Source organism: Pseudomonas sp. GW822-FHT01E03, from assembly GCF_058802985.1.
In genome coordinates, this window is sequence record NZ_JBXAOQ010000009.1 from 12,510 (window position 1) to 30,796 (window position 18,287).

At 60.3% G+C, this 18,287-nt stretch carries 20 protein-coding genes; 10 read left to right on the top strand and 10 right to left on the bottom strand.

The window, feature by feature from the left end:
* The first annotated feature begins 34 nt into the window (after positions 1-34).
* A complete protein-coding gene (locus AC1RP7_RS18535) occupies positions 35-1,264 on the top strand; it encodes a hypothetical protein (protein ID WP_493183132.1) in 1,230 nt (409 codons plus the stop codon).
* 128 nt (positions 1,265-1,392) lie between these two features.
* Here AC1RP7_RS18535 and AC1RP7_RS18540 read toward each other — a convergent pair whose 3' ends face one another.
* From AC1RP7_RS18540 to AC1RP7_RS18555, 4 genes are all read right to left on the bottom strand, one after another.
* Entirely contained in the window at positions 1,393-1,779 is a 387-nt protein-coding gene (locus AC1RP7_RS18540; protein WP_493183130.1) for a YgaP family membrane protein, read from the bottom strand.
* An 80-nt stretch (positions 1,780-1,859) separates the two neighbouring features.
* Entirely contained in the window at positions 1,860-2,330 is a 471-nt protein-coding gene (locus AC1RP7_RS18545) for an RNA methyltransferase (protein WP_007993783.1), read from the bottom strand.
* A 193-nt stretch (positions 2,331-2,523) separates the two neighbouring features.
* Positions 2,524-2,895, bottom strand: a complete 372-nt coding sequence (locus AC1RP7_RS18550) for a YajD family HNH nuclease (RefSeq protein ID WP_007898702.1) — start codon at positions 2,893-2,895, stop codon at positions 2,524-2,526.
* 50 nt (positions 2,896-2,945) lie between these two features.
* Positions 2,946-3,632 carry a spermidine synthase gene (locus tag AC1RP7_RS18555; RefSeq protein ID WP_493183128.1) on the bottom strand — a complete coding sequence of 229 codons (687 nt, stop codon included), beginning with the start codon at positions 3,630-3,632 and terminating at the stop codon, positions 2,946-2,948.
* Positions 3,633-3,727: 95 nt separating this feature from the next.
* Here AC1RP7_RS18555 and AC1RP7_RS18560 point away from each other — a divergent pair, with 95 nt between their 5' ends.
* Positions 3,728-4,018 (top strand): hypothetical protein, encoded by a 291-nt coding sequence (locus AC1RP7_RS18560; RefSeq protein WP_057716000.1) that lies wholly within the window; start codon positions 3,728-3,730, stop codon positions 4,016-4,018.
* On the opposite strand, the gene AC1RP7_RS18565 is transcribed toward AC1RP7_RS18560, so the two are convergent.
* Both AC1RP7_RS18565 and AC1RP7_RS18570 read right to left on the bottom strand, forming a co-directional pair.
* Positions 4,015-4,488 (bottom strand): Crp/Fnr family transcriptional regulator, encoded by a 474-nt coding sequence (locus tag AC1RP7_RS18565; protein WP_057715999.1) that lies wholly within the window; start codon positions 4,486-4,488, stop codon positions 4,015-4,017. The two genes, AC1RP7_RS18560 and AC1RP7_RS18565, sit on opposite strands and share 4 nt — an antisense overlap.
* A gap of 217 nt (positions 4,489-4,705) precedes the next feature.
* A complete protein-coding gene (locus AC1RP7_RS18570) occupies positions 4,706-6,760 on the bottom strand; it encodes a S9 family peptidase (RefSeq protein ID WP_493183127.1) in 2,055 nt (684 codons plus the stop codon).
* 213 nt (positions 6,761-6,973) lie between these two features.
* Here AC1RP7_RS18570 and AC1RP7_RS18575 point away from each other — a divergent pair, with 213 nt between their 5' ends.
* From AC1RP7_RS18575 to AC1RP7_RS18585, 3 genes are read left to right on the top strand one after another with little or no spacing between them, the layout of a single operon-like run.
* Positions 6,974-7,471, top strand: coding sequence for a hypothetical protein (locus tag AC1RP7_RS18575; protein ID WP_057715997.1), 498 nt, complete (start codon positions 6,974-6,976; stop codon positions 7,469-7,471).
* Between the two features lie 32 nt (positions 7,472-7,503).
* Positions 7,504-8,280, top strand: coding sequence for a class II glutamine amidotransferase (locus AC1RP7_RS18580; RefSeq protein ID WP_090453698.1), 777 nt, complete (start codon positions 7,504-7,506; stop codon positions 8,278-8,280).
* An 11-nt stretch (positions 8,281-8,291) separates the two neighbouring features.
* A complete protein-coding gene (locus AC1RP7_RS18585) occupies positions 8,292-8,834 on the top strand; it encodes a DUF2937 family protein (RefSeq protein WP_349737014.1) in 543 nt (180 codons plus the stop codon).
* A gap of 155 nt (positions 8,835-8,989) precedes the next feature.
* Here AC1RP7_RS18585 and AC1RP7_RS18590 read toward each other — a convergent pair whose 3' ends face one another.
* Positions 8,990-9,904: a LysR family transcriptional regulator gene (locus AC1RP7_RS18590; RefSeq protein WP_057715994.1), complete on the bottom strand. Its 915-nt coding sequence runs from the start codon at positions 9,902-9,904 to the stop codon at positions 8,990-8,992.
* Between the two features lie 146 nt (positions 9,905-10,050).
* On the opposite strand from AC1RP7_RS18590, the gene AC1RP7_RS18595 reads away from it, so the two are divergent.
* The 4 genes from AC1RP7_RS18595 (at position 10,051) to AC1RP7_RS18610 (ending at position 13,787) form a co-directional block, all read left to right on the top strand.
* Positions 10,051-11,337, top strand: coding sequence for an MFS transporter (locus tag AC1RP7_RS18595; protein ID WP_429522377.1), 1,287 nt, complete (start codon positions 10,051-10,053; stop codon positions 11,335-11,337).
* A 73-nt stretch (positions 11,338-11,410) separates the two neighbouring features.
* Positions 11,411-12,163 (top strand): 5-oxoprolinase subunit PxpA, encoded by a 753-nt coding sequence (locus AC1RP7_RS18600; protein ID WP_057715992.1) that lies wholly within the window; start codon positions 11,411-11,413, stop codon positions 12,161-12,163.
* Positions 12,160-12,864 (top strand): 5-oxoprolinase subunit B family protein, encoded by a 705-nt coding sequence (locus AC1RP7_RS18605; RefSeq protein ID WP_154860798.1) that lies wholly within the window; start codon positions 12,160-12,162, stop codon positions 12,862-12,864. Before AC1RP7_RS18600 ends, AC1RP7_RS18605 begins: the two co-directional genes overlap by 4 nt.
* Positions 12,861-13,787: a 5-oxoprolinase subunit C family protein gene (locus tag AC1RP7_RS18610; protein WP_493183125.1), complete on the top strand. Its 927-nt coding sequence runs from the start codon at positions 12,861-12,863 to the stop codon at positions 13,785-13,787. Before AC1RP7_RS18605 ends, AC1RP7_RS18610 begins: the two co-directional genes overlap by 4 nt.
* 100 nt (positions 13,788-13,887) lie before the next feature.
* On the opposite strand, the gene AC1RP7_RS18615 is transcribed toward AC1RP7_RS18610, so the two are convergent.
* The 3 genes from AC1RP7_RS18615 to AC1RP7_RS18625 form a co-directional block, all read right to left on the bottom strand.
* Entirely contained in the window at positions 13,888-15,066 is a 1,179-nt protein-coding gene (locus AC1RP7_RS18615) for a vWA domain-containing protein (protein ID WP_008055445.1), read from the bottom strand.
* An 11-nt stretch (positions 15,067-15,077) separates the two neighbouring features.
* Positions 15,078-15,923: an AAA family ATPase gene (locus AC1RP7_RS18620; RefSeq protein ID WP_057715989.1), complete on the bottom strand. Its 846-nt coding sequence runs from the start codon at positions 15,921-15,923 to the stop codon at positions 15,078-15,080.
* A 145-nt stretch (positions 15,924-16,068) separates the two neighbouring features.
* The gene (locus tag AC1RP7_RS18625; protein WP_493183123.1) at positions 16,069-17,175 is read right to left on the bottom strand and encodes a DUF748 domain-containing protein; all 1,107 of its coding nucleotides are present in this window, start codon (positions 17,173-17,175) and stop codon (positions 16,069-16,071) included.
* Between the two features lie 99 nt (positions 17,176-17,274).
* Here AC1RP7_RS18625 and cysK point away from each other — a divergent pair, with 99 nt between their 5' ends.
* Positions 17,275-18,249, top strand: a complete 975-nt coding sequence (cysK, locus tag AC1RP7_RS18630) for a cysteine synthase A (RefSeq protein ID WP_057715987.1) — start codon at positions 17,275-17,277, stop codon at positions 18,247-18,249.
* Positions 18,250-18,287: the final 38 nt, after the last annotated feature.

Below are 18,287 nucleotides of genomic sequence, written 5' to 3' on the forward strand. Positions count from 1 at the left end.
TGGCTGAGGTTCAACGTTTCACGAAGGAGTGTGTATGGCTGTGGGATGGCGGCAGGCGTGGATCCTTGGATTACTGGCCGTGAATTCGCCGGCATGGGCTGCGAACAAGGTCAATCTGGATTACCACGTGCGCCTGTTGCCGCAGAGCGATCAGGCCGAAGTGCGCCTGACGCTCGCCCAGGGCTCGGCGGTACGCAGCCTGGATTTCGACCTTGGCGACGGCAGCCACTACAGCGATTTCAAGGCTGACGGCCAATGGCAACTGACCCCCGGCAAAGCGGCGCGCGGTGTCTGGCGTCCGGCTGCGGACAAGGCCAGCCTGACCTACCGCGTGAGTATCAGCCACGGGCGCAAGAGCGGCAGCTTCGACACGCGCATGACGCCAAGCTGGGCGTTGATGCGCGGCGACAATCTGGTGCCGGCTGCCAGACTCGATCAACAGGACGGCATCGAACTGGTTTCACGTCTTGAGTTCGAGCTGCCCGGTGGCTGGAAAAGCGTTGAAACCGCTTGGCCACGAATCGGCCCGAATAAATTCCGTATCGATAACCCTTCCCGACTGTTCGACCGGCCTACCGGCTGGATGCTCGCAGGTGAGCTCGGCAGTCGCCGCACTCGTCTGGGCGAGACCGAAGTCACAGTCGCCTCGCCGCTGGGGCAGGGCATGCGCCGTATGGATGTGCTGACGCTGCTGACCTTCGTCTGGCCGCAAGTGCAGGCGCTGTATCCGCGACACCCGGGCAAACTGCTGATCGTCGGGGCTAATGATCCAATGTGGCGCGGCAGCCAATCGGCGCACGAGTCGATCTACCTCAACAGTCGTCTGCCGGTGGTCAGCGAAAGCGGCACCAGTGCCTTGGTCCGTGAGTTGGCCCAGGTGTTCGGGCGCGTCAAAGGCACCCGGCGCAGTGACTGGATCAGTGAGGGCTTTGCTGAGTATTACGCCATCGAACTGGTGCGTCGGGCTGGCGGCATGAGCGATGAGCGCTACGAGAGCCTGCATCGCAAATTGGTCAAGATCAGCCAGAAAGTCACCACGCTGCGCGGTGAGCGGATCAGCTCGACGCAGGTGGCCAGGGCAGTGGTGTTGCTGCAGGAACTGGACCGCGAGATTCGCCTGAAAACCCACAACAAGCGTTCGCTCGATGATGTGCTGCGCGGGGCGATGCGGCTGGATAACGTTGATACCAAGGACTTTGTGCAGCTGTCGGAGAGTGTTATTGGCGACTCTTCCAAAGTCCTTGATACCGGTTTACTTCAGTGAGTCCGTCATCGCGAGCAAGCTCGCTCCCACAGTGATTGGGGGTGAACACAAATGTTGTGAGCGCCACATAACCCTGTGGGAGCGAGCTTGCTCGCGATGAGGCCAGTGGCTTCAGCGCAAATCCCGATTCAAACCCCGGCTTTCGGCGACTTCAAGGAATCATTGCCGGTAACGGTTGCGGTTTTGGTCGCCGCCTCGGCATTGGCCTTCAGCGTCTTCAGCGTCTTCAACTCTTCACCCGCCCGCTGAATTTTCGCCCGCACGTTGTTCATGTCCTGACGGCTTTTCTCCAGCAGGCTTTTCGCCGAGCTGTGGCCGGTAATTCCACGCGCCAGGGCCACGCCGCCGATGGCCACCTGGATCAGGCCAAAGATCCCGCCACGCCGCAGTCCCTTGCCCACCATCACCACGCCGCCGGCCAGGGAGCCAATGCGTTCCCAGCCCTGCACGTTTTGCTCGGAAGGGCTCTGGAACGGGGTGGATTCGATACGCTCGACGGGTTTGAGTTCGCTCATGGTCTGTCTCCAGGCTTCAGTGATCGATAGTCAAACTGACAGCCTGGGCGGGCAGCTCGTTCAATCGGATGTGTGGCGATTCAGCGGAATTTTGGTCCGGAGCGGGTATTGAGCCCCTTGGACATGCGGTCGTAGAGCACGACGTTGACCGTGGCGGCCAGGTTCATGCAACCGGTGGTCGGAATGTAGACCACGTCTTCGCACCAGTCGCGAATCTCTTTATCCAGCGATCCGTCTTCCGGGCCGAAGATGTAGAGCGCGCGATCCGGGTGGGTGTATTCCGGCAACGGGCGGGCGCCCTCGACCAGTTCCACGGCGACGGGCACACAATTGAGGGGCAGGATTTTCTTCAGGTCGTCGATGCCGATCAGCGGGATGTCGTAGTGCACGCGCTTGGTATCGGTGACGAAGTCGGCGGCGCGCTCATAGCGCTTGCCGGTGTAGAACACCGACGCCACGCCATAACAGCCAGCGGCGCGCATCACCGAACCGACGTTCTCCGGTGATTTGGGGTTATACAAACCAATGCAGCTGTACCGTTTGTCTGCCACGAGCGGGGTGCCTTTCGGGAAAAAAGCGGGATTATACGGGGATTGGGCGGCAGCGGTCAGTTTGGAGATTGGCGGTGGCAGGGCTATTGCCATCGCGGGCAAGCTCGCTCCCACATTTGATCTGTGTCGTTCACAAAATCAACTGTAGGAGCGAGCTTGCTCGCGATGAGGCCGGATCAGGCGCTGAAAATCTTCAGTCTTCTTTCTTCATCAACCCCGCCAACGCCGCAAACGGGTTGTGCGTAGCCTTGGCGATTTTCGGCGTGCTCAGCGAGCCTTCGTCGAAATACTGCTGGTCGGTATACCGCGAGTGTTCGTTATCGTGGCAGTACAGGCACAACAACTCCCAGTTAGAGCCGTCCTGCGGGTTGTTGTCGTGGTTGTGGTCGCGGTGGTGCACGGTCAGTTCGCTCAGGCGCTTGCCGGAGAACTCACGGGCGCAGCGGCCACAGACGTGCGGGTACATCTTGAGGGCCTTGTCGCGGTAGCCCATTTCCTTGTCGCGCTGGTTGTCGGCGAGGATGCGATCCAGCTTCGAGGTGTTGGTCGGGGTGGACGAACTCATGGGTTCACCTTTGTAGAAAGACTAATGACGGTTATAGGGTGAAGTTTAGCCTAGCCCTTGAGCTTCTCGGCAATCCAGATGGTGTGGCGGGTGCCCTTGTTGCCGTGGGCGAAGACCTGCACTTCCTCGGCCTTGAAACCCGCCTTCTTCAGTTTGTCGGAAAACTGCCGGTCAGCGCTGGCCGACCAGACGGCCAACACGCCTTTTGGTCTCAGGGCCTTGGCGCAGGCACTGAGGCCTGCGGCGGAGTAGAGCCAGCTGTTGGCTTTCTGGGTCAGGCCTTCGGGCCCGTTGTCGACGTCGAGCATGATGGCATCGAAACCCTGGGGCTCGGACTGCAGGACTTTGGCCACGTCTTCCATGCGAATCACGGTCCGCGGGTCTTGAAGCGGGTTTCCGGCTTTCTCGCCGAGTGGCCCGCGATTCCACTCCACAACGCCAGGCACTAATTCAGCGACCACCACTTCGGCAGTCTTGCCCAGGTGCCTGAGCGCCGAAGCGAGGGTGAAACCCATGCCCAGGCCGCCGATGAGCACCCGTGAACCCGGTCGGCCGGCGACCTTGCGACACGGGATCTCGGCCAGGGCATCTTCGGAGCCGTGCATGCGCGTGTTCATCAATTGTCCGCCGTCGCCGCCCTGGATCTTGATGACAAAATCCTCGCCGTATTCGAACAGGCACAGGGCGCCGCCGTTTTCAGGGATGGGGGTGGTGTCCAGCAGAACGAAACGTTTCATGGGGCTCACTTGAAGAAAATTGGCAGAACTCGGGAGGGCAAACAGACGCAGTTGGGAGTAGCCTGTTTATGACGACAAGGCCAACGGAGCCATTGATGAAGCGCACCATTCTAACGGTCATTGCCCTGGCCGCGCTCTCGATAACTGCAGTGCAGGCGCAACAGCTGCAATCGATTCCCGTCAGCCCCGCGCCGATACCCGGTTCGCCCGGCACCGCGACGCCCACGCCGTACCCGCAAATCAGCCCGGCGCCTTTGCCTAAAGTCGGCCCCGGCAGTAGCGGTCCGCCGTTGGTGCCGATTGAAATGCCCAGCCCGCCGATCAAGGACCAGCCGATACCGGGCCTGGAGCCCAATCCGCCGAAAACCAAATCGCCGGGCGGCTAGACCTGCTGCGAAAGCAGTTGACCGTCGGCCATGCGCAGTCGTTTGGAAAGGGAAACGGCGAGGGCGCGGATGATCTTGGCGGCGATTTTCGGTGCGTCGTTGAGCATCTTTTCCAGCGAGTCCTTGCCCAGGTTGAGCAACTGGCAGTTGCTTGCGGCCACGCAACTGGCCGAGCGCCGTTCGCCGTCGAGCACGGCCATTTCACCGAACGAGCGGCCGCTGCGCAACGTGGCGATGGTGACTCGCTGCCCGTCAGCGTTGGTTTTCTGCACCGCCACCTGACCGGTATGGATGATGCACATGAAACTGCCGGCATCGCCCTCCTGGAAGATCTCTTCGCCTTGGGCAATGGTGCTGATACTGAAGTAGCCCGAAGCCGCGGCGAAGTCGGCTGGCTGCAGTTGATTGAACAGGCCGCAATCCATCAGCCAGTCGCGAATTTCGTTGTTCAGAAAGGTTGGTTCAGACATGTCGTCACGGTCTTTATTGTTGTGTCTGTTACTGGCTCGAATTTGAAGTCACCGAAAACCCCTTGTGGGAGCGAGCTTGCTCGCGATTGCGGCTTCACAGGCAACGGTAATGTTGAATGTGCTGACGCCATCGCGAGCAAGCTCTCTCCCACAGGGTACTGGTGTTGTATCGGCTACCAGTGTGTGGAATTAAGACCGGTTCATCGGCCCGGGTTCCTCAGGCCATGCCCAAAACCTTGAACAAAAATGCATATTCGAGTGCTACGTCACGCAATCCCTGATATCGACCGCTCATTCCGCCATGCCCGGCACCCAATTCAGTCTTGAGCAGCAGGGGATTGCTGTCGGTCTTGGTCGCGCGCAATTTCGCCACCCACTTGGCTGCTTCCCAATACTGCACGCGGCTGTCGTTGTAGCCGGCGATCACCAGGGTTGCCGGATAAGCTTGCGCGGTGACATTTTCATACGGGGCGTAGGCCTTGATCCGATCATGGACGTCCGGCTCTTCAGGGTTGCCCCACTCGTCGTACTCCGTCACGGTCAATGGCAGATCAGGGTCGAGCATGGTGTTGAGTACGTCGACGAACGGCACTTCGGCGATGGCGGCGCCAAACAGCTCCGGCCGTTGGTTGAGCACCGCGCCGATCAGCAAGCCACCGGCGCTGCCGCCACTGATAGCCAACTGCGGTGCAGTGGTGAAGCCTTGGGCGATCAGGTGTTCGGCGCAGGCGATAAAGTCGCTGAAGGTGTTGTGCTTGTGCTCCTGCTTGCCGGCGCGATACCAGGCTTCCCCCAGTTCGCCGCCGCCACGCACGTGGGCAATGGCAAACGCCATGCCGCGATCCAGCAGACTCAGGCGCGCGTGGGAAAACCATGGGTCGAGGCTTTCGCCGTAGGCACCATAGCCGTAGAGGTACAGCGGCACGGGTTTGCCCAGGTCTGCGCGCTTGATCACCAGGCTGATGGGCACTTGCGTGCCGTCCGGCGCACTGGCCCACAGGCGTTGGCTGACGTAGGCGTCGGCATCGAACGGGCCGAGCACCGGGGTTTGCTTGAGGACTTTCTGCTCGCCGGTCGCCAGTTCAAGCTGGCGGATTTGTGCCGGACGGTTCAACGCTTCGTAGCGCAGGCGAATCCGGTTGCTTTCGAACTCCAGGCTGTTTTGCACATGCAGGCTGTAGGCCGCATCCGGCAGTTGCACACGATAAGGCGCCAGGCTTTGTGGGTGAACTTCAATGACCGGCAAGCCGCCAACCCGCAGGCTCAGGGTCATGGCCCCGGTGTTAAGGCTGATGCCGTCGATCATCACCGTGTCGCTGTGGGGGATCAGGTTCTGCCAGTCGGCTTCGGTGGGCGCGGCGCCGGTATCGACGGCCGTGTACAAGGCGAAATTGATGCCGTCACGGTTGCTGCGAATGAACCAGGTCCATTGACCGTCGAGTACGCCGTGATCGACGTCGTACTCATGCTCCTCGACCCGTGGCGCGATGCAGGCAAAGGCGTGCTGCGGTTGGTTGGCGTCAAGCACCCAGGCTTCGCTGGTGGTCTTGCTGCCCACGGACAGCAGCAATTGCTGCTCGGAGCTTGAACGGTAGCAATGCATGAAGAAGCGCCCGTCCGGCTCATGGAACACTTCTTCGGCCGCCGTGCCGTCCAGTCGATAGCGATACAGCTTGTGCGGACGATGGGTGTCATCCAGTTCGCCAAAGAATAGCGTCAGGCTATCGTTGGCCCAGGTCATGCTGCCGTCGCAGTCCTGGAATTCCAGCTCGCTGACACGGCCGTCGGACAATTCTTTCACGAACAGCGTGTAAATCTCCTCGCCGCTGGAGTCGATGCTGTAGGCCAGACGCTGGTGGTCCGGGCTGATGCTGAACGCCCCGAGCGAAAAGAAACCACCCTTGGCCAGTTCGTTGGGGTCCAGCAGTAGTTGTTCTCGGCTTTCGTCGAGGGTCAGGCTGTCATCGGCCGGACGCGGGCAGCGGTAGTGCCTGGCGTACTCATCGCCTGCCGTGGTGCGGGTGTAATACAGATAGGGGCCCCACGGCGAGGGCAGGGATAGATCTGTCTCGAGAATCCGCCCCTTGATCTCTTGGAACAGGGTTTCGCGCAATGCGGCCTGGTCGGCGGTTTGCGCTTGCTGATAGCTGTTTTCGGCTTTCAGGTAGTCGAGCACTGCCTCGGTGTCGCGCTCTTGCAGCCAGGCATACGGGTCGGAGCCTTCAGCCTTGTGGGCAATCGGAGCGTCGTGAATGTTGGCGGATTGGGGCATGAAGGGCTCTCGAACAGTGTACGGAATAGGTTTGGAACCTGTGGGAGCGAGCTTGCTCGCGATGAGGCCAGTACATCCAACATCAATGTTGACTGTCAGTCCGCCATCGCGAGCAAGCTCGCTCCCACAGGGTTCTATGTCTTGACCGAAGGCATTGATGCAGCCTGATGGGCGAAAAGCCGTTATCATAAGCGCCTCTTTGCCTGCCTTGCCATGGACACCATGACCGAGAACGACTATCTGATCGCTTGGGGCCTCTACGCCTTCGCCGCTTTGGGCTGCCTGTTGGTGTGGATGCGCTTGACCCGCTGGATGTGGCGTTGGCTGCGTGAGCCGCTACGGCTGGCGATGGTCGTGCTGCTGTTCAGCCCGACCATCATCGACCCGGTCAAGGACAAAATCGCACCGGCTCTCGCCATTACCGCGCTCGACCTGCTGTTCAAGGTCGGCAACAACGCCTGGCGGGCGATTTCCGATCTGTTCATGTACGGCATGATCGCGTTCGGCCTCTATCTGGTGCTGGTGGCGATCCGTTTCCCCATCGAGCGCGCCTCCAATGCCCGCAGGGAGCAGGCTGCCGCCGCCAAAGCCGCCGTCCGTGCCGACGAGCCCGAGGACGATCAACCGTTCGGCGGTGCCGGCGATGATCGTTATGGTCGTCCGCCCGTGCCGAGCACTCCTCAGCGGATGCGAGTCGAACCCCGTCTGTAACCTTGCCCCTGCGATTGAGCGAGAGTCCGAGCATGTGTGAGTTATTGGGCATGAGCGCCAATGTCCCGACCGATATCGTGTTCAGCTTCACCGGGCTGATGCAGCGCGGCGGACGCACCGGCCCGCACCGCGATGGCTGGGGCATTGCCTTCTATGAAGGCCGTGGACTGCGGCTGTTCCAGGACCCGGCGGCGAGCTGCGAGTCGGAGGTCGCGAACCTGGTGCAGCGCTATCCGATCAAGAGCGAAGTGGTGATCGGGCACATCCGCCAGGCCAACGTCGGCAAGGTCTCCCTATCCAACACGCATCCGTTCGTCCGTGAGCTGTGGGGGCGCAACTGGTGTTTCGCCCATAACGGCCAGTTGGCGGACTTCCAGCCAGTGGCCAGTTTCTATCGCCCGGTCGGTGATACCGACAGCGAAGCAGCGTTTTGCGATTTGCTCAACCGTGTGCGTGCGGCGTTCCCCGAGCCGGTCGAGGTCGAAGAGCTGCTGCCTGACCTGGTGGCAGCGTGCGCCGAATACCGCAGCAAAGGCGTGTTCAACTGCCTGCTCAGCGACGGTGACTGGCTGTTCTGCTATTGCTCGACCAAGCTGGCGCAAATCACCCGTCGTGCACCGTTTGGCCCGGCGCGCTTGAAAGATGTCGACGTGATCGTCGACTTTCAGGCCGAAACCACGCCTAACGATGTGGTGACCGTCATCGCCACCGAACCCCTGACCGAAAACGAAACCTGGACCCGTTACGAACCGGGTCAATGGAGCCTGTGGCGACGCGGCGAATGTGTCAGCCAGGGCCAGACCGAATAAGGACTCCTTGCATGTTGCTCAGTTATCTACGGCTGGTGTTGTTTGCGGCGGGCCTGTTGATCGGTGTCCAGGTGCCGGGCTTCATCAGCGATTACGCCAAACGGGTCGAGGCGCACCTGATCGAGGCGCAGACCAGTCTGAGCGGCTTCCAGAACACCGCCAATCAGTTCTTCAAGGGTGACATGCAGGCTCTGGTCGCGCATTACCGCGCCAGCGAAGACCCGATCTTTCGCAGCGACGCCGACAGCCTGGGCAACCTGCTGACCCGTCAGGTGGCGCTGGACAAGCAATTCCAGGCGATGCAGGGCCCGTGGTACATCCGCTTCCTGCAAGTGGTGCTGGCCGCCGATCCGGATATCCGCAAGGAAACCTGGAATGGCTACAGCTACCAGATCCTGTTGACGCCCGAAGCGATGGTCTGGGGCATGAGCGGCGCCTTACTGCTGTCGTTAGGGATCGAGTGCCTGTTCCGACTGATCGACTGGGTGGTGCTGGGCGGCAAGCGTCTGCGCCAGAGCCGGCCGATCGAAGAACGGGATTTGCGCGGTTTGTAATACTGCGCGGTCCCTGTGGCGAGGGGGCTTGCCCCCGTTGGGTTGCGCAGCAGCCCCAAAACCAGATACCCCATTTTTTCAGGTGTACTGCGTTTATCAGATTTACGACTGCGGCGCAGCCGATCGGGGGCAAGCCCCCTCGCCACAGGACGTCATCAGTCAGCCAGAGTGATGTAGTCGTCACCCACCTTCCGCGCATACTGCTCCACCACGTGCTGGCACAACGTCACAATCTCCTCGACCCACTCCGCGCCGACCCGCCATGACACCACCACTTGCAGGTTGGGCGGGCGTTGGTCGATGGCCAGCAAGGTCAATTCCCCCCGCTCCAGTTCCTCGGCCACCAGCACCGGTGGCAATGCGCCGATGCCGAAGCCGTCGCGCAACAAACGGGTGATGGCCGACACCGAATTCACGCAGTTCAGTCGCGGTGTCATGACGCCATTGGCCTGCATCAGCGCCAGAACTTCCTGATGCGGATGGGAGTTTTTCGAATAAGTGATAATCCGCTCACGTGCCAGTTCGGCGACGTTCGTGTAATTGCGGTTGTAGATCGAGTTGCTGGCGACAATCCAGCCCATGGGGTGGCTGGCCAGTTCCAGGCTGCGCACGCTTTCCTGGCGCAGCAGGTCGGTTTGCAGGATCACGTCGAGAAAACCTTTTTGCAGCTGATCGCAGAGGTTGAGCGAGGTATCGGCCACCAGTTCGATTTCCACCAGCGGGTAGTGATCGGTCATCTGCGCCACCAACGGGCTGAGCCAGGTATGGATCACCGTGTCCATCACGCCGATGCGCACCCGTCCGGCCTTGCTCGAGCGGGTCTCGATCGACTGTTTGAGCGCCTGCATGGTGTCCATCATCTGCTCGGCGTAATCGAGCACCTTGAGGCCTTCGGGCGTCAGGCTCACGCCGCGCGAATCCCGCAGAAACAGCTTTACCCCCAGCTCGCTTTCAAGCACTGCGATGCGGCTGGAAATCGAGGCCTGAGTGGTGAAGAGCTTGTCGGCGGTCAGGCGGAAACTCTTGAGTCGGGCGACCCAGACAAAGGTCTCGAGAAACTTCAGGTTCATGGGATAAAGATTTCTTATGTCTAAGGCGGGTTTTTATTAGTTGGACGCAGCAGGGGCGCGTGTCCAAAAATCGGCGCATCCGGTTCCCACGATAGGCGTCGTCGGGGCTCAGAACAATACCAATAAAATCAGTGCGGAGATTTGCCATGAGTGCGCCCGACACCACCGCCATTCCGAAAGCCTCGGCCCGTCCGGGACCTTTCGACTGGTATCGCAACATCAATCAGCAGGAACGCCGCACCTTCTGGAGCTGCAAAATCGGCTATGGCCTGGACGGCATGGACACCCAGATGCTCAGCTTTGTGGTGCCAACCCTGATTGCCATGTGGGGCATCACCACCGGCCAGGCCGGGCTGATTCACACCAGCACGCTGATCGCTTCGGCCATCGGCGGCTGGGTAGCGGGGATTCTCTCCGATCGCATCGGTCGTGTGCGCACCTTGCAACTGACGGTGTTGTGGTTTGCCTTCTTCACCTTCCTCTGCGGCTTTGCCCAGAACTACGAGCAACTGCTGATTGCACGGACCCTGATGGGCTTCGGTTTCGGCGGCGAGTGGACGGCCGGCGCGGTGCTGATCGGTGAAGTCATTCGAGCCAAGGACCGTGGCAAGGCCGTGGGCATGGTGCAGTCCGGCTGGGCGCTGGGTTGGGGGCTGACGGCGATTCTGTATGCGCTGCTGTTCTCGGTATTGCCACCGGAAGACGCCTGGCGCGCGCTGTTCATCCTCGGCATCGTGCCGGCAATCTTCGTGATATTCGTCCGCCGCCTGGTCAAGGACCCGGAAATCTATCGTGAAGCCAAAGCCAGGCAGGAGCCGAGCAACCCGTCGAAGTTCTACGAGATTTTCGCCCCCGGCATGCTCTTCACCACGATTCGCGCTTCGTTGCTGACCACCGGCGCCCTGGGCGGCTACTACGCGATCACGTCCTGGTTGCCGACTTTTCTGAAGAACGAACGCGGTTTGAGCGTGCTCAATACCAGCGGTTATCTGGCGATGGTGATCATCGGGTCCTACGTGGGTTATGTCATCAGCGCCTATTTGACCGACATCCTCGGACGTAAAAAGAACTTCATCCTGTTCGCCGTCGGCTCGTTCACCATTGTGTTGCTGTACACGCAACTGCCGGTCAGCAACGGCGTGATGCTGTGGCTGGGCTTTCCGCTGGGCTTCTTTGCCTCCGGGATCTTCAGTGGCATGGGTGCATTCCTGACCGAGTTGTTCCCCACGCGCATTCGCGGTTCGGGCCAGGGTTTTTGCTACAACATCGGACGGGCGCTGGCGGCGTTGTTTCCACTGTTGATTGGCCTGCTCAGCCAGACCGTGCCGCTGAGTGTAGGCATCGGTGCCTTTGCGGCGGTTTCCTACGGCGTGGTGATCCTCGCGGCCTTGAGTTTGCCGGAAACCCGTGGCAAGCAACTCGACGCCCAGTAACTGATAATCTGCGGGGCTGTCTTACAGATATGTCCCGCAGCTGAAAAGAATAAAGCCTACAGGAGTGTTCAGTGTGAGCCGCCTGCTATTGAACTGCGACATCGGCGAGAGTTTCGGCAGCTGGACCATGGGTCTGGACGCGGAAATCATGCCCTTCATCGATTGCGCCAACATCGCCTGCGGTTTTCACGCCGGCGACCCGAGCATCATGCGCAAGACCGTCAGCCTGGCCCTCAGCCACGGTGTGCAAGTTGGCGCGCATCCGGCCTATCAGGATCTGGTGGGGTTCGGCCGTCGTTCCATGGCCTATGCCCCCCAGGAACTTCAAGACATTCTGCATTACCAGATCGGCGCCCTCGACGGCATCTGCCGGGCCCAGGGCGGTCGTGTCAGTTACGTCAAACCCCATGGCGCGATGTACAACGACATGATGGCCAACCCGGCACAACTGCGCGCGGTGCTGCAAGCGGTAGCGTCCTATGATCGCAACCTGCCGTTGATGTTGATGGCCACCCGCGACAACAGCGCCGCCCAACAACTGGGCGATGAGTACGGCGTGACCCTGTGGTTCGAGGCTTTTGCCGACCGCGCTTATGACAGCGCCGGCAGGCTGGTGTCGCGACAACTGCCGGGAGCGGTGCATCACGATCCGGAAAAAATCATCGAGCAGGCGCTGACCATCGCCCGTGGCGATCCGCTCACCGCCAGCGACGGCAGCGCCCTGCATTTGCAGGCCAATACCCTGTGCGTGCACGGCGACAACGCCAGTTCGGTCGCTGCCGTGCAACGCATCCGTGAAGCCTTGAACCGGCAGAGCGCGTCATGAAGCTGCGGGTGGAAGTGGTGGCGCTGGACTGCCTGATGGTGCGCCTGTTCGATGAAATTGCCGAAACCAACATGCCGTGGATGCTGGCAGCCAGTGAAAGTCTGCGCACGGCATTCGCCGGGCATCTGATTGATCTGGTGCCGTCCTACACCACCTTGATGGTGCATTACGACTTGACCGCGCTGAGTCCCGCCCAGGCCCGGGAGTTGATTGCCCAGGCACTGATCGATCTGTCGCCCAATGCGCGTACGCGCGGTACCTGCCATGTGTTGCCGGTGTGGTACGACTTGAGCGTCGGTCCGGAATTGAGCCTGTTGTCGCAACGCAGCGGGTTGGCGGTGGAGGAGGTGATCCGTCGTCACTGCGAGCGTGAATATCAGGTGTTTGCCCTGGGCTTTGCGCCGGGCTTCGCTTTCATGGGGCTGGTGGAAGAGGTGCTCGCCGCGCCGCGTCTGAACACGCCCCGCAAGAAAGTCGCCGCCGGCAGTGTCGGCATCGCCGAACGGCAAACGGCGGCCTACCCGGTGGTGTCGCCGGGGGGCTGGAATCTGATCGGCCGCACGCCGGCCAAATTGTTCGATCGCAACCGTGACGGCTACAGCCTGATGCAGCCCGGTGACACCGTACGGTTTGAAGCAGTCGGCCATGCCGAATTCATTAACCTGGGCGGTGACGATACGCCACTGGAGGCCCAGGCATGAGCCGTCTGACCATTGAAGCGAGTACGGCGCTGTGCCTGTTGCAGGATGCCGGTCGATTTGGCGTGCGGCATCTGGGCGTGACCCAGGGCGGAGCCGCCGATTGGCGTTCGATGTCCTGGGCCAACTGGCTATTGGGCAACGGGCTGGATGCGCCGGTAATCGAAATCACCCTTGGCGGATTCACCCTCGTGGCCGAGGAAGATTGCGTGCTGGCCTTGGCCGGCGCGGATCTTGGCGCGCAGGTGGACGGCGAAGCGCTGGCGCCATGGCGCAGTTTCAGGTTGCACAAAGGTCAGCGTTTGCAATTCGCCCGACCGCTACTCAGCGCCCGGGCCTATCTGGCGGCGCCGGGTGGGTTTGATGCACCGAAAGTGCTGGGCAGCAGCGCGACGGTGGTCCGTGAAGAGCTGGGTGGCCTGGACGGAATGGGCCATGCGCTGGGTAAAGGCGCGTCCTTGAGCTACTCGGGGAACTCGCTGGTATTGCTGCGGGAGTTGCCAAGCCAATGCGTGCCGGACTTCACCGGCGAGCCATTGCTGGATCTGGTGCTGGGTGCGCAGATTGGCGAGTTCAGCGGGCAGAGTCTGTTCGATGCGTTCAACAGCGTGTGGAGTCTTGACAGCCGAGCCGATCGGATGGGCATTCGCCTGTTGGGCACGGCGCTGCAGTACCAGGGCAAACCGATGATTTCCGAAGGTATTCCGTTGGGGGCGGTGCAAGTGCCGCCTGACGGGCAGCCGATTGTGTTGCTCAATGATCGACAGACCATCGGTGGTTATCCGCGATTGGGGGCGTTGACACCGTTGGCACTGGCGCGGCTTGCGCAGTGCCTGCCGGGGGCGCGGGTGCGGTTGCGGCCGGTGGTGCAGGATGTGGCGCATCGAGAACAGGTCGAGTATTTGCGGCGCTTTTTGAAAGGCTAAAAGCTTCGCGAGCAAGCCCGCTCCCACATTGGATCTTTGTCGTACATAAGACCCTGTGGGAGCGAGCTTGCTCGCGATGGCGTCAGTCCAGACAGCAGAACTACTTGGACAGAAACCGCATCCCTTCCTCCAGCCCGCGAAGGGTCAGCGGATACATCTGGTCCTCAATCAAATCCCGCACGATGTTGGTCGAAGAGGTATAGCCCCACGTGTCCTTCGGATACGGGTTGATCCAGATGAGTTTCTTGTACTTCTCCTTGAACCGCTGCATCCACACGTAACCGGCTTCTTCGTTCCAGTGCTCGACGCTGCCGCCCGCCTGGGTGATTTCATAGGGCGCCATGGCGGCATCACCGATGAAGATCACTTTGTAGTCGGCACCGTACTTGTGCAGCAGGTCCATGGTCGAGGTGCGTTCGGAGGTGCGGCGCATGTTGTTCTTCCACACCGATTCATAAATGAAGTTGTGGAAGTAGAAGTACTCCAGATGCTTGAACTCGGTCTTGCAGGCCGAGAACAGCTCCTCGCAAATCTTCACATGGGCGTCCATCGAGCCGCCGATGTCGAACAGGAGCAACAGCTTGACGGTGTTACGCCGCTCCGGCCGCATCTGGATGTTCAACAAGCCGGCATCCTTGGCGGTATGGTCGATGGTGCCATCGATGTCCAGTTCTTCGGCCGCGCCCTGTCGGGCAAACTTGCGCAAGCGCCGCAGGGCGACCTTGATGTTGCGGGTGCCCAGCTCGACCGAATCGTCAAGGTTCTTGTATTCGCGCTGGTCCCAGACCTTGACCGCCTTGCCCTGGCGCTTGCCGGCATCGCCGACCCGAATGCCTTCCGGGTTGAAACCGCCGGAACCGAACGGGCTGGTGCCACCGGTGCCGATCCACTTGTTGCCACCGGCGTGGCGTTCCTTTTGTTCTTCCAGACGTTTCTTGAACTCTTCGATCAGCTTGTCCAGGCCGCCCAGGGACTGGATCGCCGCCCGCTCTTCGTCGGTCAGCGAACGCTCGAATTCCTTGCGCAGCCAGTCTTCGGGAATCAAGGCCTGCAAGTGGTCGTCGAGTTTTTCAAGACCATTGAAGTAGGCACCGAACGCCCGGTCGAACTTGTCGAAATGCTTTTCGTCCTTCACCAGGATCGCCCGGGACAGGTAATAGAACTCGTCCATGTCGGCGAAGGTCACGCGCTGTTTCAGCGCGTTGATCAGGTCCAGCAGCTCACGCACCGAGACAGGCACCTTGGCTGCGCGCATTTCATTGAACAGGTTGAGCAACATGGCGTTGACCCTTATCGGCTGCCGCGACGGCTCATGAACGCCAGACGCTCCAGCAGTTGCACGTCCTGTTCGTTCTTGACCAGCGCACCGGCCAGCGGCGGGATGGCCTTGGTCGGATCACGCTCGCGCAGTACCGCTTCGCCGATGTTGTCGGCCATCAACAGCTTCAGCCAGTCCACCAGCTCGGAGGTCGAAGGCTTCTTCTTCAGGCCCGGCACCTTGCGTACGTCGAAGAACACGTCCAGCGCTTCGCTGACCAGGTCTTTCTTGATGTCCGGGTAGTGCACGTCGACGATCCGCTGCATCGTCACGCGATCCGGGAAAGCGATGTAGTGGAAGAAGCAGCGGCGCAGGAAGGCGTCCGGCAGCTCTTTTTCGTTGTTGGAGGTAATGATGATGATCGGACGTTTTTTGGCCTTGATGGTCTCGTCGATCTCGTAAACGTAGAACTCCATCTTGTCGAGTTCTTGCAGCAAGTCGTTCGGGAATTCGATGTCGGCCTTGTCGATTTCGTCGATCAGCAGGATGACTCGTTCTTCGGATTCGAAGGCTTCCCAGAGCTTGCCCTTTTTCAGGTAGTTGCGAACGTCGTGGACCTTTTCCGTGCCGAGCTGCGAATCGCGCAGGCGGCTGACCGCGTCGTACTCGTACAGGCCCTGGTGGGCCTTGGTGGTGGATTTGATGTGCCAGGTGATCAGCTTGGCGCCAAAGGATTCGGCCAGTTGCTCGGCGAGCATGGTCTTGCCGGTGCCCGGTTCGCCCTTGACCAGCAACGGCCGCTCCAGGGTGATGGCGGCGTTGACCGCCAGCTTCAGGTCATCGGTGGCGACGTAGGCCTGGGTGCCTTCGAACTTCATCTGCTAATCCTCGAACGGTAACGCCGACCTGTACGAGGCAGGGCGGGGGGCAATAAAAGAGTCAGCCCCGACTATAACGCGGTGTCCGGTCGACTGTGAACGCAGACGGCTTATTCAGTCTCTGAATGGGGCGTCACATCTTGACTCAGTCCGTATCCGGCTTGGGCCGTTCGTACTGGGCAGTGAACGCCTGGATGAAACCATTACGCAAAATCTGCAAAAAAGCCTCGAATGCGCTGATATCTCGTTGATGCACGCTGCCTCTGAGCTGGACGCGAGTGGCGAACTGGTTTTTCGGTTGGTTCTTCAACACATTCTCGGTACCCCCGACGAGTGCCTCCCAGATGGAGCGAAAAATCCCTTTGTCTTTGTTTTCAACGTCCTGTTGCCAATTGAAAACATCAACGTCCCTCAATAACGGCTTGATGTAGCCAGTGAGTTGACCCTTGTTGGCTTCGGCTTCGATAACCACGTCACCATGGCCGGAATTGAAATCGAACTTGCCGTAAGCCGAGGCGAAGTCGTTCATGCGTTTGAGTTCAAGATTCTTGGCGCGCAGGCGGAACTCGAAGTCTTCGAAGTTGCTCAGCGGGTCGAAGGTTGCCAGGGCTTCCAGCGGTGCATGCCCCAGCAACAGAGCTTTGCCGTCGAAACGGGCGTCACGTTTGCCTTTGGTGTCCACTACGTTGGTCAGGTTGTAAATGCTGGCATTAACCTGGGTGGCATTCATGTTCACGGGCGGTTTTGAATTGAAGTTTCGAAAGGTGACCCGCCCGTCGTTGATCCGCACTTCGTTGAGGGTTATCGGCAGCAATTTTTCCAACTGTGCCCGCCAGTCTGTGCCCTGACCGGTCTGGGAGTTTTTCTTGTTGGCACCGCCATCGACGAAGTTGACCTCGGGTTTGTCGAACTGCGCCTCGGCCACCACTGCGTGGTCATGCCAGAGCGAGTGCCAGCTGACGGAGAGGTCAATCAATGGCGCATTGACGAAAGGCACGGGGACCTTGCCATTGACCTTGACGATTTTCAGTCCATTGATTTTGTAGGCGCCGCGCCACAGGGCCAGGTCCACGTCGGTAATCTGGCCGCGGTAGTCACCCATGTTCGCCAATCTCTCGTTGAGGTAATCGCGCACCATGTAGGGCAGGGCAATGTGCAAGGCAACCAGCAGCAGAGCGAGGCCGGCGAGGGTCCACAGGGGCCAGCTGTATCGACGTTTCATGGCGGCAAATCTCTGGCTGTCTAAAGCCATTGACTGCACTGATAAGCGGACGTTCGACCCGACTGGACGCCTGCGGGCAAGAGGCTTACCTTGATGCCCTATTTCAATGCTGTCGTTAAGGACCCAGCCATGAGCCGCATTTTCGCTGACAACGCCCACTCCATCGGTAATACGCCGCTGGTGCAGATCAATCGCATTGCGCCGCGTGGTGTGACCATCCTGGTCAAGATCGAAGGGCGCAACCCCGGTTACTCGGTCAAGTGCCGGATCGGTGCGAACATGATCTGGGATGCCGAGGGCAGCGGCAAACTCAAGCCGGGGATGACCATCGTAGAACCCACCTCCGGCAATACCGGCATCGGCCTGGCCTTCGTGGCCGCCGCCCGTGGCTACAAGCTGATGCTGACCATGCCGGCGTCCATGAGTATCGAACGCCGCAAGGTACTCAAGGCACTGGGCGCCGAACTGGTGTTGACCGAGCCGGCCAAAGGCATGAAAGGCGCCATCGAGAAAGCCGGTGAAATCGTTGCCGGCGACCCGTCGAAGTACTTCATGCCGGCGCAATTCGATAACCCGGCCAACCCGGCCATCCACGAAAAAACCACCGGCCCGGAGATCTGGAACGATACGGACGGCGCGGTCGACGTGCTGGTGGCAGGCGTCGGAACCGGTGGAACCATCACCGGGGTTTCACGGTATATCAAGAATACCCAGGGCAAACCGATACTCTCGGTGGCAGTGGAACCAGTGGTGTCGCCGGTGATCACCCAGGCCCTGGCCGGTGAAGAAATCAAGCCGAGCCCGCACAAGATCCAGGGCATCGGTGCCGGTTTTGTGCCGAAGAACCTCGATTTGTCGATCGTCGATCGGGTGGAACTGGTCAGTGACGAAGAGTCCAAGGCCATGGCCTTGCGCTTGATGCAGGAAGAGGGAATCTTGTGCGGGATTTCCAGCGGCGCCGCCATGGCGGTGGCCGTAAGACTGGCGGAGACCCCGGAAATGCAGGGCAAGACCTTTGTCGTGATCTTGCCGGATTCCGGTGAGCGTTACCTGTCGAGCATGCTGTTCAGTGATCTGTTTACCGAACAGGAGAATCGCCAGTAAGTGCCAGATATTGGCGGATCGTGGCTGGCGCTGACGGT

Coding starts and splice junctions, on each gene's coding strand:
- AC1RP7_RS18625 (WP_493183123.1), bottom strand. CDS start 17,175: ATGGCTTTAGACAGCCAGAGATTTGCCGCCATGAAACGTCGATACAGC.
- AC1RP7_RS18560 (WP_057716000.1), top strand. CDS start 3,728: ATGAAGCGCACCATTCTAACGGTCATTGCCCTGGCCGCGCTCTCGATA.
- AC1RP7_RS18550 (WP_007898702.1), bottom strand. CDS start 2,895: ATGAGTTCGTCCACCCCGACCAACACCTCGAAGCTGGATCGCATCCTC.
- AC1RP7_RS18595 (WP_429522377.1), top strand. CDS start 10,051: ATGAGTGCGCCCGACACCACCGCCATTCCGAAAGCCTCGGCCCGTCCG.
- AC1RP7_RS18585 (WP_349737014.1), top strand. CDS start 8,292: ATGTTGCTCAGTTATCTACGGCTGGTGTTGTTTGCGGCGGGCCTGTTG.
- AC1RP7_RS18565 (WP_057715999.1), bottom strand. CDS start 4,488: ATGTCTGAACCAACCTTTCTGAACAACGAAATTCGCGACTGGCTGATG.
- AC1RP7_RS18590 (WP_057715994.1), bottom strand. CDS start 9,904: ATGAACCTGAAGTTTCTCGAGACCTTTGTCTGGGTCGCCCGACTCAAG.
- AC1RP7_RS18555 (WP_493183128.1), bottom strand. CDS start 3,632: ATGAAACGTTTCGTTCTGCTGGACACCACCCCCATCCCTGAAAACGGC.
- AC1RP7_RS18580 (WP_090453698.1), top strand. CDS start 7,504: ATGTGTGAGTTATTGGGCATGAGCGCCAATGTCCCGACCGATATCGTG.
- AC1RP7_RS18570 (WP_493183127.1), bottom strand. CDS start 6,760: ATGCCCCAATCCGCCAACATTCACGACGCTCCGATTGCCCACAAGGCT.
- AC1RP7_RS18575 (WP_057715997.1), top strand. CDS start 6,974: ATGGACACCATGACCGAGAACGACTATCTGATCGCTTGGGGCCTCTAC.
- AC1RP7_RS18615 (WP_008055445.1), bottom strand. CDS start 15,066: ATGTTGCTCAACCTGTTCAATGAAATGCGCGCAGCCAAGGTGCCTGTC.
- AC1RP7_RS18605 (WP_154860798.1), top strand. CDS start 12,160: ATGAAGCTGCGGGTGGAAGTGGTGGCGCTGGACTGCCTGATGGTGCGC.
- AC1RP7_RS18540 (WP_493183130.1), bottom strand. CDS start 1,779: ATGAGCGAACTCAAACCCGTCGAGCGTATCGAATCCACCCCGTTCCAG.
- AC1RP7_RS18620 (WP_057715989.1), bottom strand. CDS start 15,923: ATGAAGTTCGAAGGCACCCAGGCCTACGTCGCCACCGATGACCTGAAG.
- cysK (WP_057715987.1), top strand. CDS start 17,275: ATGAGCCGCATTTTCGCTGACAACGCCCACTCCATCGGTAATACGCCG.
- AC1RP7_RS18610 (WP_493183125.1), top strand. CDS start 12,861: ATGAGCCGTCTGACCATTGAAGCGAGTACGGCGCTGTGCCTGTTGCAG.
- AC1RP7_RS18535 (WP_493183132.1), top strand. CDS start 35: ATGGCTGTGGGATGGCGGCAGGCGTGGATCCTTGGATTACTGGCCGTG.